Annotated in this window: 12 protein-coding genes; 6 read left to right on the forward strand and 6 right to left on the reverse strand. The window is 53.5% G+C overall.

The features are described from left to right. Positions 1-8 precede the first annotated feature (8 nt). Entirely contained in the window at positions 9-623 is a 615-nt protein-coding gene (locus EDM60_RS01420; protein ID WP_122962355.1) for a class I SAM-dependent methyltransferase, read from the forward strand. Here EDM60_RS01420 and EDM60_RS01425 read toward each other — a convergent pair. Next, a complete protein-coding gene (locus EDM60_RS01425; protein WP_122962356.1) occupies positions 620-2,158 on the reverse strand; it encodes a hypothetical protein in 1,539 nt (512 codons plus the stop codon). The two genes, EDM60_RS01420 and EDM60_RS01425, sit on opposite strands and share 4 nt — an antisense overlap. A 195-nt stretch (positions 2,159-2,353) precedes the next feature. Between EDM60_RS01425 and EDM60_RS01430 the strand changes: the two genes are divergently transcribed. From EDM60_RS01430 to EDM60_RS01450, 5 genes are all read left to right on the forward strand, one after another. Next, complete coding sequence (locus tag EDM60_RS01430; RefSeq protein ID WP_122962357.1) at positions 2,354-3,757, forward strand: sigma-54 interaction domain-containing protein; 1,404 nt, start codon at positions 2,354-2,356, stop codon at positions 3,755-3,757. Between the two features lie 198 nt (positions 3,758-3,955). Then, positions 3,956-5,305 carry a 4-aminobutyrate--2-oxoglutarate transaminase gene (gene gabT / locus EDM60_RS01435; RefSeq protein WP_122962358.1) on the forward strand — a complete coding sequence of 450 codons (1,350 nt, stop codon included), beginning with the start codon at positions 3,956-3,958 and terminating at the stop codon, positions 5,303-5,305. A gap of 18 nt (positions 5,306-5,323) precedes the next feature. Continuing rightward, on the forward strand, positions 5,324-6,748 hold the full coding sequence (locus EDM60_RS01440; protein ID WP_122962359.1) for an aldehyde dehydrogenase family protein: 1,425 nt from the start codon (positions 5,324-5,326) through the stop codon (positions 6,746-6,748). 254 nt (positions 6,749-7,002) lie between these two features. Beyond that, positions 7,003-8,064, forward strand: coding sequence for a solute carrier family 23 protein (locus EDM60_RS01445; protein ID WP_122962360.1), 1,062 nt, complete (start codon positions 7,003-7,005; stop codon positions 8,062-8,064). 25 nt (positions 8,065-8,089) lie between these two features. Further along, entirely contained in the window at positions 8,090-8,635 is a 546-nt protein-coding gene (locus EDM60_RS01450; RefSeq protein ID WP_122962361.1) for a phosphoribosyltransferase family protein, read from the forward strand. A gap of 110 nt (positions 8,636-8,745) precedes the next feature. Here the strand turns inward: EDM60_RS01450 and EDM60_RS01455 are convergent, their stop codons facing one another. The 5 genes from EDM60_RS01455 to EDM60_RS01475 all read right to left on the reverse strand — a co-directional run bounded on the left by EDM60_RS01455 (position 8,746) and on the right by EDM60_RS01475 (position 14,280). Further along, positions 8,746-10,431, reverse strand: coding sequence for a hypothetical protein (locus tag EDM60_RS01455; protein ID WP_122962362.1), 1,686 nt, complete (start codon positions 10,429-10,431; stop codon positions 8,746-8,748). A gap of 24 nt (positions 10,432-10,455) precedes the next feature. Further along, positions 10,456-10,893, reverse strand: coding sequence for a divergent PAP2 family protein (locus tag EDM60_RS01460; protein WP_122962363.1), 438 nt, complete (start codon positions 10,891-10,893; stop codon positions 10,456-10,458). A 24-nt stretch (positions 10,894-10,917) separates the two neighbouring features. After that, entirely contained in the window at positions 10,918-11,274 is a 357-nt protein-coding gene (locus EDM60_RS01465; RefSeq protein ID WP_122962364.1) for an SMR family transporter, read from the reverse strand. A 27-nt stretch (positions 11,275-11,301) separates the two neighbouring features. Next, on the reverse strand, positions 11,302-12,228 hold the full coding sequence (locus EDM60_RS01470) for a decaprenyl-phosphate phosphoribosyltransferase (RefSeq protein WP_122962365.1): 927 nt from the start codon (positions 12,226-12,228) through the stop codon (positions 11,302-11,304). 255 nt (positions 12,229-12,483) lie between these two features. Continuing rightward, positions 12,484-14,280: an FTR1 family iron permease gene (locus EDM60_RS01475; protein ID WP_371736951.1), complete on the reverse strand. Its 1,797-nt coding sequence runs from the start codon at positions 14,278-14,280 to the stop codon at positions 12,484-12,486. Positions 14,281-14,291 lie beyond the last annotated feature (11 nt).

The following is a 14,291-nucleotide window of genomic DNA, read 5'->3' on the forward strand; positions in this document are numbered from 1 at the left end:
GATCGGGCATGGAAGTAATCGAGCAGTTTGGCAATATAGACATTTATTTGTTTGATCAGTTGCTAAAAGGGCGGATACAAAAGCAGATGCGCATTCTCGACGCAGGCTGCGGCTCAGGGCGCAACCTCGTTTACTTTTTGCGCAATGGCTATAAGGTTTACGCCGTGGATCAGTCCGCCAAGGCAGTAGAAAGCGTGCACAAGCTCGCAACGGAGCTGGCGGCGAGCGATTGGGCAGCAGATCGTGCGCGCGTAGAAGCGGTTGACAACATGAGCTTTGCCGACGAGCAGTTCCAGTTTGTCATCAGCAACGCTGTCCTGCATTTTGCGGAAAATGATCAGCATTTCCGGCAGATGCTGCAAGAGCTGTGGCGGGTGCTTGCGCCAGGCGGCGTACTTTTCATGCGTCTGGCTTCCTCGATCGGGATTGAGCATGCCGTGCAGCATTTGGGCGATGAGCGGTATTTGCTCCCGGATGGCAGTACGCGTTTTCTCGTAAACGAAGAGCGGATGCTCCAAGCGACAGCCGACTTGCAGGGCATTTTTGTGGAGCCGATCAAAACGGTAAATGTAGCCGGGCAGCGCTGCATGAGTACGTGGTGCATACAAAAGCCCGCGCTCTAAAAGTCGCGCAATTGGTCAAAACGCTCGAACAGAGGCGCGAGGTCGATGGCGAGTCCTTGTGCGGCAAGGCTTTGCTTGGTCGAATCCAGCAGGTCGTGCAGCACGACATAAATTTCTTCCCGCTCGACTGTTTCGATAAAGCCTGTGCGCCGATCCATTTTGTTAAAGGCCAAAGTGTACGCTGCAACCAGCTCAAGCAAGGCAGCTTCGAGGTCGGCCGCTTTCGGAAGCTCGCTGTCCTGTTTTTGCAGGGCGGTGAGGGCAGTTGCTGTCTTTTTGTACTGATCAGCCGCTTTTTTGGCTTGTGCCGCCGTAATATTCTCCCTGCCGTCCCAATCGCGGAACGGGTTGGTCAAGTTGTTTGCGAGCCACTCCGGATTGCGCGGCTTCGTGATGGACAGATTCAGGCCGCGTTTGCTCTTCTGTTTGTAGGCAGTCTTGATGCTTTTGGCGGCATCTGCTGGCAAGCTGGTCATCCACAGTGTCGAGAGCCTTGGCAATTGTTGCGGCGGCGGAAACTGGTCTGCTGAAAAGCCGAATATGTCGTACGTCGAAAAGGAAGCAAGCTTGCTCAACTGACTGATGCTGTCGAGGTTGCTGATCGTTCCCGGTTTCCCCCACAGACGCATTTCTTGCAATTCCGGAAAGCGTTGGACGATAGGCAGCAAGTCCAGCTCCGTCACCTGATGCAGGTGAAGTCCTGCCAAACGGGGCAATCCGTGAAAGTCTGGAGGAGATGAGGTAAATCCAGCACTCAACCAATAGCCGTCCTCGTCCGCCTCTATGTGCAAGTCGGGTGAGATGTCGCTGCCTATCGTCAAATTGGTCAGCCCTTTGTTGAGCGTCAGCTTCTCCAGTCCTTGGGCATTTTGTATAAACAACTTGCGAATCTGGCTGCCGCTGAGGTCGATGGACGACATCAGCGTTTTGCCCAGGTGAAGCTCAATTATAAACGGATTGTTTTTGACAAAAGCCAGCAAGGAAGCTGATGCTTCTGCTGCATGGATTTTGGTGAGGCACGGGAGTTTTTCCAGCTCGGAAACATCATCAAGCTCGGCCAGCATGTCTTCCCAAACGACATTGGTGGAGCGGCGAAGGCTCCTGGTTCCCAAGGTGATGAGCGCGTCATCCTTTGCGGCTTGCTTGAACAGTTGGCGCTTCTCTGCGGGAATTTGCTCCCACTGCCATTGACGGTAGATGCTGCCGCCGACATTCCAGGTGCCGTAGCTGTTTGTTTCTCCCGGAAGAAGCGGCGGGATATTCCCTGCCTTGATGTAGTCTTTCGGTACGGCAGCCTCGACATAGCTGTGCTGCAAGTTGTTGTTCCAAAAATAAAAGTCGCAGGATAGCGGCTTCATCGTCAATAACTCAGCGTCGTCAGGGAGCGTGTCGCTCAGCCAGTCCAGTTCGAGCAGGCTGATCAGCTTGGAGGATTTGCCGGACTCGGACTCCTTGAACGAAGTCACCTGGCACGCTGTATATTTTTGCAGCTTTTCTACGAAAACGCAGTAAATATCTCCAACTGCGGGGATCAAACGAATCATCCTTTCCGTTTTGGGAGTCTTAACCCATTTGGCGCTTCTTAGCGTATTTTTACATATTGCCAAGATTTTGGCTATGCGACGAAAGTGCCTGTATGGGCAGCTGTCGTTGTCGTGGCAAGCTGCATTTTCTATAATGGAGGGAACGAAAGCGGCACCAGTTTGGCTGGCGCAAGAGGAGGCGGGCGAATGAAGAAAGATGAGAGCCGACAGCAGTGGATGAGCCGCGTTCTGGAAGGAATCGTAGAAACGTCCCGCGATCACCTGCTGATTACGGACCCCGAGGGCTACATTCAACTGGTCGGTGATTCCTCCTATGACATGTACGGAATCGGAAAAGAACAACTGCTGGGGAAAAATGTGATCGAGCTGGAAAAGGAAAAAGTATTTTCCCCGTCTGTGACGCGCAAGGTGATGGACACAAAAACACCGCAGACGATGATGCAGGAAATTCCCGGCGGCAGAAAGCTGATGGTCACAGCCTATCCCCTCTGGAACGAGGACGGCAGCATGCATTCGGTGATCAGCTATTCGCATGACCTGACAGAAATCATGGAGCTGAAACGGCGCTACGAGAGCCTGACCGAGCAATTGAAGCAGTTCGAAACAGAGATTGAGGAGCTGCGCGAAAAAAATCAGGAAGGCTTCGTCGCAGTCAGCCAGCCGATGCGCGACATTGACCGTCTCATCAAAAAGGTCGCCATGGTCGATTCTACGGTGTTGATCCTCGGCGAGTCCGGGGTCGGAAAAAACGTCATTGCCAGCCAGATTCACCGCCATAGCCGCCGATCCGCCGGGCAATTCGTGGAGATCAACTGCGGCTCGATTCCGGAAGGGCTGTTGGAGTCGGAGCTTTTCGGCTATGAAGCGGGAGCTTTTACAGGCGCTGGCAAGCAAGGCAAACAAGGAATTATCGAGCTGGCGAACCAAGGCACGCTGTTGTTGGACGAGCTGGGGGAGCTGCCGCTGACGTTGCAGGCCAAGCTGTTGAAGGTGATCCAGGAGAAACGGTTGCAGCGCGTGGGCAGCATGCAGTATCGCGATGTCGATTTTCGCCTGATCGCTGCTACCAATCGCGATCTGGAGAAGATGGTGAAGGAGGGCAAGTTTCGCCAGGACTTGTATTTCCGGCTGAACGTCGTGCCAATCCACGTTCCTGCTTTGCGAAATCGCCCGGAAGATATCGCCGCGCTCCTCAAGCTGGTCGTGCGCTCGCTGAACGAGCGATACGGGATGAACAAAAAGCTGGACGCCGCAGCTACTCACGCTTTGATGCACTACGATTGGCCGGGGAATGTGCGGGAGCTGGAAAACGTGCTGGAGCGGCTGGTGGTAACGGCAGATGAAGAAGTAATTACGTCGCAGCACTTGCCTGCGGAAATCAAGGCGGCAGGGGAGGAGCAGACGGCAATGGAGCCGAGTGTTGCGGCCGCCAAAATGTCGCTGCGGGACGCGATGGAGCAAGTCGAGGAAAAGTGGCTGCGCCATGCGGCAGAGCGTTGCCGGACTACAGCGGAGATGGCCGAGTTTTTGGGAATCAGCCAGCCATCTGTCGTGCGCAAGCTGCAAAAATACCACATCCGTCCCCGTTAATTCAAAAATGAATTTTTAATTCAAAAATGAATCGAACTATTTACAGGTTTCGATTCATTTTTGAATTAACGGAGATTTCTGCTATGCAAAAAACGCGCACCACAGCAGGCTTTCTCGTTTGGCACAGGTATTGCTACATATCGGAGTCGAAAGCATCACCTAAGCTGTTATCATTCTCATACAAGGAGAGATTACGATATGTCCAAACAACGCAAATTCGCCAATGTAGCTGCTGGTGTTCCAGGTCCGAAGGGGACCGCTTTGATTGAAAAAAGAAAACAGTTCGTGCCAAAAGGCATCGGCAACAACACGCCGGTTTTTGTAGAGACGGCATCCGGGGCGCTCGTGACAGACGTCGACGGCAACACGTACATCGATCTGGCAGGAGCGATCGGAACGCTCAACGCTGGTCACTGCCCGCAAGAAGTGGTCGAGGCGGTAAAAGCGCAAATGGACAAATACATTCATCCTTGCTTCCACGTCGGCATGTACGAACCGTATGTGGCGCTGGCAGAAAAACTGGCTGAAATTACGCCGGGCAGCTTTGAAAAGAAAACGATGTTTGCAAACAGCGGCGCAGAAGCCGTAGAAAACGCGGTGAAGATCGCGCGCAAATACACAGGACGCCCTGGCATCATATCTTTTAGCCGTGGATTCCACGGACGTACTTTGCTCGGCATGTCGCTCACGTCCAAAGTAAAGCCGTACAAATTCCAGATGGGGCCGTTCGCGCCAGCTACCTACAAGGCTCAGTTCCCGTACCCGCTGAACAAACCGGAGTCCATGACAGAAGACGAGTACGCACAATTTTGCGTCCGCCAATTCGAAGACTTCCTGCTGACAGAAGTCGCGCCGGAAGAAGTAGCGGCCGTCATCATGGAGCCGATCCAGGGCGAAGGCGGATTCATCGTGCCGCCAGTATCGTTCGTGCAAGGCGTATTCCAAATTTGCAAAAAGCACAATATCTTGTTCATTTCCGACGAAATCCAAACAGGCTTTGGCCGGACCGGGGCGATGTTCGCTTCCACTCATTTCGGAATCGAGCCTGATATCATTACCATGTCCAAATCGCTTGCAGCCGGTTTGCCCATCTCCGCTGTCACAGGCCGCGCAGAAATCATGGATGCGCCGAATCCGGGTGAAATTGGCGGCACGTATGGCGGCAGCCCGCTCGGTTGCGTAGCGGCACTTGCTGTAATTGAGAAAATGGAGCGCGAAGACTTGTCCGGACGCGCCAGAGAGATCGGCAAGGCGATCAAGTCGCATTTTGAAGCCCTGCAAAAAGAGTTCCCTGTCATTGCAGATATTCGCGGATTGGGTGCCATGTGTGCGGTAGAATTTATTGATCCACAAACCAAACAGCCTGCAAAAGAACTGGTAGCCGGGCTGACCAAAGGTTGCTACGAATCCGGTGTCATCGTGCTTTCCGCAGGGGTACACAGCAACGTGCTGCGTTTCCTGTCTCCGCTCGTGATTACCGATGAGCAATTGCAAGAAGCGCTCGACATTATGACCGATGTGTTGAAAAGCCAGTACGTGACCCACTAATTCACCAGGGAGGTACGCATGAAAAAGCATCTGTATATTAACGGACAATGGAAAGAAGCAAACGAGTACGCGCCACTCTACTCTCCTTATTCCGGTGAGCTTTTGGCGGAGATCGCACAGGCTGACGAGGCTGACGTCGATGAGGCGATCCGCGCAGCGGCTGCGGCGGCAAAAACGATGGCAAAGCTGCCAGCCAGCCAGCGCGCACTGATTTTGGAAAAAGCGGTGGCGATCATGGAAGCGCGCAAGGAGGAGCTGGCAGTGATTCTCGCCCAGGAAGCTGCCAAGCCGCTGCGCACAGGACGGGTAGAGATCGCCCGCACGATTCAGACGTACAAATTCGCGGCTGAGGAAGCGAAGCGCATTCACGGGGAAACCGTTCCGCTTGATGCGGCTCCTGGCGGCGAAGGCCGACTTGCTTTTACCGTTCGCAAGCCGATTGGCGTAGTCGGGGCGATTACACCGTTCAACTTCCCGTTCAACCTGGTGGCGCACAAAGTCGGCCCGGCGATTGCGGCAGGGAATACGGTCGTATTGAAGCCTGCGAGCCAGACCCCGCTCAGCTCCTTGGTTCTCGCCGACATTTTTGCGGAAGCCGGATTGCCGGAAGGGGCGCTGAATATCCTGCCAGGAAAAGGCGCGGTCGTAGGCGAGAAGCTTGTCAGCGACAGCCGCATTGCCGCGATTACGTTTACAGGCAGTCCTGCGGTCGGAATCGCGATGAAAAACAAAGCAGGTCTGAAGCGCGTGACGCTTGAGCTTGGTTCGAACTCTGCCGTCATTATTGACCAGACGGTTGAGATTACGCAGGCGCTGGTTGATCGTTGCGTGGTGGGCGCATTTTCCTTTAGCGGGCAGGTGTGCATTTCGCTGCAACGCGTCTATATTCACCAGAGCAAGTACGAGGAGTTTCTCGATAAATTCAAGACTGCGACAGAGAAGCTCGTCCTGGGCGATCCGTTGCAGGAGGCGACAGACATGTCCTCCGTCATTTCGGCAAAAGACCACGAGCGGATGGGAGCATGGGTACAAGAAGCGGTTCAGGCGGGAGCGCAGGTCGTGACAGGCGGCAAAGCAGTGAACGAGCGGCTTTTCGCTCCGACGATCCTGACGAACGTAAGCGCCCACTCCTCTGTCTCTTGCCAGGAAGTATTCGGCCCAATCGTCGTAGTCACGCCGTTTGAAGCAATAGGCGAGGCGATTGAAGCCGTGAATGACTCCCGTTTCGGGTTGCAGGCGGGCATTTACACGAGCGACATTCATGCAGCGATGCGCGCAGCCGAAGAGCTGGAAGTGGGCGGCGTGATGATCAATGACATCCCGACCTTCCGCGTGGACAACATGCCGTACGGTGGTGTCAAAGACAGCGGATTTGGCCGCGAAGGAATCAAATACGCGGTTGAAGAGATGACAGAGTTGAAGTTGATTGCCATCAAGCTGTAAAAAGTTTTGAGCGAGAAGCAAAGACGAGCCGTTATGCGCTCGTCTTTTTTTGCGTGATAGCACGTCTTGCGATCGGTTTAATGTTCGATTTATAACGGATGTTAATATGGGAAATAACTATAAAAGCAACGAATTACCGATTAAAAACGAACATTAATTAGTTTTCGTTTGAAAAAGATCGCCTTTTATGTTACCTTAACTCATGTGAAAAAGCGGTCATTTGTATACAGCAGCGAAGTGAGGAGAAGGACAACATGGAATGGAAAGACATAGTAGCGGCCCTCAGTGTCGTATTGAACGGCTTGCCGCAAGGGCTGTTGGCATTGTCTCTTGGCTTTGCCTCCGTGCCGACGGCTCTGGCCTTTCTGGTAGGCGCAACGGGCAACGCTCTGACAGGCTCTGTCGCGGTCGTATCCTATCAGGCGGAAACGATTGCCTTGGCGGGAACGATCGGAAAAAGCATGAGAGAACGACTGTCCATGATTTTTGTTGGCGGAATTATTATGACCATCATCGGTCTGTTTGGTTTTCTGGAAAAGATCGTCGATTTTATTGGCCCGGTCATTACCAATGGCATGATGGCAGGTGTCGGCATCATGCTGGCGCGGGTGTCGTGGGAAATGGCTCGCAACAACATGCCTGTTGGTGTCACTTCGATGGGGAGCGGGTTGCTGACGTATTTCATCACAAAGGATCTCGTCTACACCGTGACGATCTCGGTGCTCATCTCCAGTCTGGTCGCCATCCTGCTTAAACAGGGAAGCTCGATCAAGCCGATTGCGAACGACCGTCTTGTTCTGCAAAAGCTGACGTTTTCCCCTGGCATTTTGCGCGGAGCGATGGCGATGGTTTGCCTCAATATCGGGGCGAACATCGCTTTTGGACAAATTAACGGTGAAATCGCCAAATCCGATGTGAACATTGACACGCTCAGCGTAATCTCCAGCGTGGCCGATATGGTGTCGGCACTGTTCGGCGGAGCGCCGGTAGAGGCGATCATTTCCGCTACGGCCGGGGCGCCCAACCCGGTTGCGTCCGGTGTTTTGATGATGGTGCTGATGGCGGCGATTCTGTTTGCAGGTCTTTTGCCGAAAATCGGCCGCTACATCCCGAGTGAATCGATTGCCGGGTTCCTGTTCGTGCTCGGGGCCATCGTGACGGTGCCGGGGAATGCGACTGCCGCTCTGACAGGGGGAGAAGCTTCGTCCGGTTTGATTGGCGGAACAACGATGGTTGTGACGGCGATTTCTGACCCGTTTTTCGGGATGCTGGCAGGCTTGCTGATGCGAGCATTGATCCATGCATTTGGCATGTAGGGACGCAAATCAGGAGGGATTTTTTGTGGATAAAACATACACGCTGGAAGTGGCAGGCGTAACGCGCGAGCTGCCGATTATGCCGATAGCGGACAACCTTAGCATCGCGAGCTTCGTCATCCTGGGCGATACAGAGCTGGTGACGGCAGCGGCACCACTGCTTGCCGAGAAGCTCCCGGAAGTCGATGTATTGATTACGGCGGAAGCAAAAGGCATTCCTTTGATTTTTGAAGTATCCCGTGTATTGAAGATGAAAAAGTATTACGTTGCCCGGAAAAGCACGAAGCCGTATATGGATGCTCCGCTGATCAATGAAGTCGAATCGATTACTACGCAGAAAAAGCAAATTCTTTGCCTGGATGGCGCGGATGCCAGAGAAATTTCCGGCAAACGCGTCGCGATTATCGACGATGTCATCAGCACAGGCAAGTCGCTGCAAGCGATTGAAGATCTCGTAGTCAAGGCAGGGGGCCATGTCGCAGCGAGAGCGGCTATTTTGGCGGAGGGAGACGCAGCCAAGCGCTCGGACATCATCTTTTTGCAAGAGCTTCCGCTGTTTTTCCACGAATAGAAGTAAGTTCAGCGCAACATAAAAAAACCTTCTCAACGATTGCTGAGAAGGTTTTTTGCTTGTGGATATAAGGCAAGGTTGAAGGCTGCATTCGCATGAGTCACGCGCAACTACTGCAAGTAGTAAATCGCCCGCGAGCTGATGATTCCTTTTACTTCTTGCCCTTCGGCGACCTTTTGCTCGATATACGGGATACCCGCCTCTTGCAGACGGATGCGATTGGCGTTGAAGTGGCGGAAGTCGACGATCATGGTCTTGTTGCTCGCCTTGATTTCCTGAAGCTGTTGCTCGGCCATTGCGTTAATGGACCTTTGTCCCAGCATGTGGGCGCTGCCAACGAGCAGCATGTTGACCAGCATGACAGCGAGCAGGATGCGGCTGCCGTAGCGGGTGAGCGCAGCTTGTGCGTCCCAGCCTGCCAGCGTGACGAGAAGCGGGATGAGCCAAAGCTGCGGAACGTACCGCGCCCACCAGCTTTCCGGGTTGATCAGGACAGTGATGAGCAAGATGATGCTTGCGACGAGGAGCGGCAAGGCTTTCCTGCGCTCGCGACCGAAAAGCAAAGCAAGCACGATCAGGAAGGCAAGCAGCACCGCGCCGCCAAACCATGGCCCAAAGCCCGCCACTCGCACGTCCGGAGCCAAAAACACCTTCAGTTCCTGCTCAGAGAAGGTAAAGGGCCATTTCAGCGTCGTTTCTTTTGGCGTAGCGATATTTTCCGATTGGGCGAACAAGGAAATGCCAAGCTTGCTCAGCGAGTTGATGTCTTTAAAGTCGTGCGGGCTGTTCGAAGTCATAATATCCACCGCGCCCTTGCCCGCCAGCGGGTAGAAAGGATGTCCCTTGGCAAGCGTATTGGTGACGTATGGATTGTAGCCGACAACGACGACGGTAATGACCAGACTCGCGGCGAGCCACGCCAGAACGGTTTTCCAGCGTTTTTGGCGATCGCAGAAAAAGAACAGCACCAGCAAAGCGCCGCCAAGCAGTACGGCATACACCAACGCTGTGAACTTGATCTGCGCAAGCAACATCAGGGCAGAGCAGAGAGCGAGCATGGTCCAGGTGTGGTAGCGTTTGAGCAGCAAATACCCGAGCGCGCAAATGATCAGCACGAGCGAGCCAAGCTGTCCGTCAATGTAAAAGGACGTCGCCTGCGACACGACGACCGGATTGCAGGCAGCCAAAATCGCCAGAACGACCGCCAGCCCCTTTTTCGCAGGAAAAGCCGTCCGCAGCGCTGCCAAGCTGAGGAAGAAGGACGCAGCCATGAGCAGCAGGTTGAAAATTTTCCCGACTTCAATCTGGTTAGTCACCTTGTACATGACCGCATCCAGCATCCAGGGCCCTTTGGCGTAATGGTTGATCCACAGGTGGAAGGCAGACAAGATTTCCTTGTTGTCCATTTCTTCGATCGGCTTGCCTGGCGGCTTGAGAATCGGGGCATCGTGCACCGGATTCCAGCCATTCGTAAGCAAGATGATGGCTTCCTGGTGATACGTTTGTCCATCAAAAGACAGATCGAACGTATTGGCGCTAATGTACCAGCCGCCCCCGATGACGATGGCCAACCCTGCGAGCAAGGCGACCAGCCAGGTCGGGCGGCGCAAAGGAACAAACGTGGCCGTCATGGCCAGCAGGCAAACAAGAGCGGCCAGGACAGACAGCCAGAAGCTGACCGCAGTAACCGGGATGCCCAGCAAAAAGAAAGTCGACGTAACGAGTACGATCGAGGCGATAAAAAACAGCAAGGTCGCCCCGATTACAAACGAGTAAGTAGCGGTACGGTTATTCATGAATGTAATCTCCTGTTTTTGAATCTACAGAACAGGGAGGTTTGCAGCCAAAAGGTGCAGGACGGTGGCGAGAATGATCCCCAGCACCAGCCCCCCGGCAATTTCCCATTTGGTATGACCCATGCTCTCGCGCAACGGCTTGGACAAAAGCTGCTTGTCCGGGTGTTCTTTTGCCAGCGCATTGAGAGCGGCGGCATGCTTGCCTACGGCTCTGCGCAGTCCGGTGGCGTCGATGATCACGATAAACGTTACGGCGACCCCGAGCCCGAATGCCGGATGAGTGAAGCCCTCCTGCAAGCCGATCAAAAATACGGTGGTGACCATGACCGTTGTATGCGTGCTGGGAAACCCGCCGTTCCCCACCATGTTTTTTGCTTCTTGCCCAAATCGGAGGTAATTAATCAAAAATTTGGTTATTCCAGACACAAGCCAGCCGATAAACGGCGCCAGCGCATATAACATGACTACGCTCCTCTTTCGTGATGATTATGACTGGGAGATGACAACGACGCCTACGACGATGATTGCCAGCCCTACGATACGGGTGAGCGACAACGGCTCTTGAAAGATCAGAAAAGAAAGTCCGGCTACCAGGACGTACCCGAGGGCCGCCATCGGATAAGCGTAAGAAAGCTGAACTTTTTCCAGCGCGGCAATCCAGATAAACGCGGAAAGCCCGTAAAGCGCCAAACCGACCATGATCGGCAGGTTCGTAAAATAGTGCAGGAACTTCAACACCAGCGCGTCATTGTTGCCAGAGAGGGAGGACGCCCCCATTTTCATGGCAATCTGACCACTTGCGCTGAGAATGACCGAGATGAGGATAAGAACGATGGATGGCATAGTTTGATCCACAACCTGTCTGTGCAATTAAAATTCAAAGGTGTAAATAATGCCGGCTACGGCGATGACGTAGAGCAGTACCGTGATGAGAATCGGCTTGTCCTGGAGCAGAACTTTTTCAGGGCTGCCGCCTTTGTCCGTAATCGTAATCAGGTACAGGTAGCGGAAAATGCCGAAGATCACCAACGGAATCGTCCACATCAAATGAACGGTTCGCCCGGAGGTAAAGGTGAACAAGCTGTAGCTGATAATCGTGGCTGTCGTGACAATCGTATTCAGTTGATTCAACAATTCGGACGAATAGCTGTCCAGTACCTTGCGATGCGTGCCTTTGTGGGCTTGCAGCAAAAGCAGCTCATGGCGTCGCTTACTGATCGCAAGAAACAGGGCAAGCAGCATGGTACAGAGCAAGAACCATGGCGTAAACGGCGTGTTGATCATCAGACTGCCCCCGATGGCCCGCAAGACAAATCCGGACGAGATAATCATCACGTCGAGGATGACGACATGCTTCAGCTTGAGCGAATAGGCGACGTTGAGCACAAAATACACCGTGAGCACGACGCCGAACAGTCGGTCAAAATAAAAGGCCGAAAACAGCGAGCCTGCCAGCAAAAATACCCCGAACGACAAGGCGAGCGCAGGCGGCAGCGCGCCGGAAGCCATCGGACGGAATTGCTTCTCCGGGTGGTTCCGGTCGTTTTTAATGTCTACGAAATCGTTCAAGATGTAGACACAGCCTGACACGAAGCAGAACAGCAGGAAAGCAAACAGCGATTTGCCGATGACATCTGTGCTGACTTTGTGCAAAGAAAAGAGCAGTGCCGCAAACACGAGCAAATTTTTGGTCCATTGGTGTGGACGAAGCTGCCGAATTAACAGATAGACCATATTTTGGCGGACGCGCGAAGTCGTTTTGACGTCGACTTTTACAGAGTTTGATGTTGCCCCCATATTTCTCTCCAATCCATAAGGAATCTTACCATCCTACTAATGACGAATCATGTAAAACGAAAGTTACATCTGTTGCAAGATAACGTTTAATTCTGTCGTAAAATGGGCGGGTTGTCTATACCTTTTTACAGCATTTGTGAGATTTTGGCAGAGGGAAATGAGAGAATGCATCATTTGAAGGTTGTATGTCCCTATGAAAAACGCAGCTTCCGGCACGGGTGTCATGCCAGTGAGCTGCGTTTTATGCTTGTATGCTTAATTTGTCCGCGGAACGCCTTTCGCTGGCTTTTTCCACGAATACAGCGACAGGTTCACCAAAATGATGGCGAGAATGACAAGCTGCGGAATCGTCGTTTCCCAGTTCGCGTAGATGCCCAGATCAGGCAAATGGAGCAACAGCTCCGAGCTGTGCGCCGGCAGGCTGCCCGTGACTTGCAGGGCGTGTACGCTGACCCCGATGAACTTGAAGGCCATGTAATAGAGCAGCAGGCTGGCAACCAAAAAGAACGGACGGACGGGAATCCGCGAGCTGAGCCTGATGAAAGCGAAGCTGATGATGGCGAGCAAAAGCAGCGCGCCACCGATCCCGAGCAAAAGGTCTGTCATGGAAATCGATGCTGCCATCCCCATGTAAAAAATGATCGTTTCCGCGCCTTCGCGAACAACTGCGAGGAAGGCCGTGAAGGCAAGCGACCACAAAGCGCCTTTTGCCAGAGAGGAACCGATTGATTTCTGCACAAACTCGTTCCAGGCTTGCAGGTTGGACTTTTTATGCAGCCAGGCGCCGATTGTCACCATGAACACGACAGCAATAAGTCCTGTAATGCCTTCGATCGTTTCCCGCGAGCTTCCTGTAGTGAGATTGGAAAAGACGATGCTGAGCACAATCGCGAGCAGCGCGGAGGCAACGATACCAAGCGCAGCCCCTGACCAGACCCATTTGCGCTTGTCCGCATTCCCCGACTTTTGCAGGAACGCAAGCAGCGACATGATGATCAGGATCGCTTCCAAGCCTTCGCGGAACAAAATCAGTCCTGCGTCCCACGCTGTATAGGAGGCGGCGGTCGCAAACGGCTCAAGCTCGACTTTCATTTCGCCCAGCAGAGCCGCTGCTTTTTCCCATTGCGGCGGGTTGGACAAGATCAAGGTCGGCACGGAAACCATCTTTGCTTCGATGCTGCTGTAGGTGGCTGGCGACTTGGTCATGACCACGCCTTCTACCAAAGGCCACGAGGCAATAAACGTGTCCATTTTTCCTGCGGCGTCGTCGGCCTTTTGGCTGGCGATGTCCGTTTCTACCGAACTGATCAGCTGCAAAAGCGAGGAGATCGTTGGCTGTTCCCCGGATGCGACGGCACTGGAGCCAGGCGCCACTGATTTTCCTGCTACGTAGTCTTCGACGGCTTGCTTCAACGTTTGCAGTTTTTCCGTGCTTTTTTGTGCATTCGGCGGCTCGGTATTCAAGGCGATGCGGGCGCCGCTAATTTTTACTTCCATATCACCATAGACGGAGGCGTTTTCTGAGCGAACCAGACTCTCCGCCTTGTACCAGCCTGTTACGAAGCTGTTGTACGATTGCTTGGCCTGGGGCCAGTTGTTTTCCGAGATAGCAGTCAGACTTTTCTCCAGAAAAGGCAGCAAGTTGGCGATTTGCTTGTGCGCTTTTTCCTTCGGCTGACCAGCTGATTCCTTGCTGGTCACGTAGCGGTCGGCTGCTTTTGCCAGATTGGAGATGGCAGCCGTGGCTGCTTCGGGATTCGACTGTATTTCGCCGAGTGCCTGCTGGGCTTGCTCAACCGCTGCCGACAAAGCCTGAGCCTCTGCTGACGTATCGTCGGTGTTCGCGTCCCAGACGGCTTTCAGGCTGGTTACGGCTTTGGTAACCTCGTCCCAGTTCTTGTCTCCGCTGCTGATCAGCGCATCGCTGGAGAGCGCGATCAGCTGTTTGAGCTGATCAGGTGCGAGCGGAGCGGCGATGACAGTCGACAGCCCGGAGATGAGCAGCAGGAGGCAGAGGAAAACGGAAAAAAGATAGCGTTTCAAAGTATTCACTCCATCCATGC

It is taken from the genome of Brevibacillus parabrevis (assembly GCF_003710905.1).
Taxonomy (GTDB): Bacteria; Bacillota; Bacilli; order Brevibacillales; family Brevibacillaceae; genus Brevibacillus; species Brevibacillus parabrevis.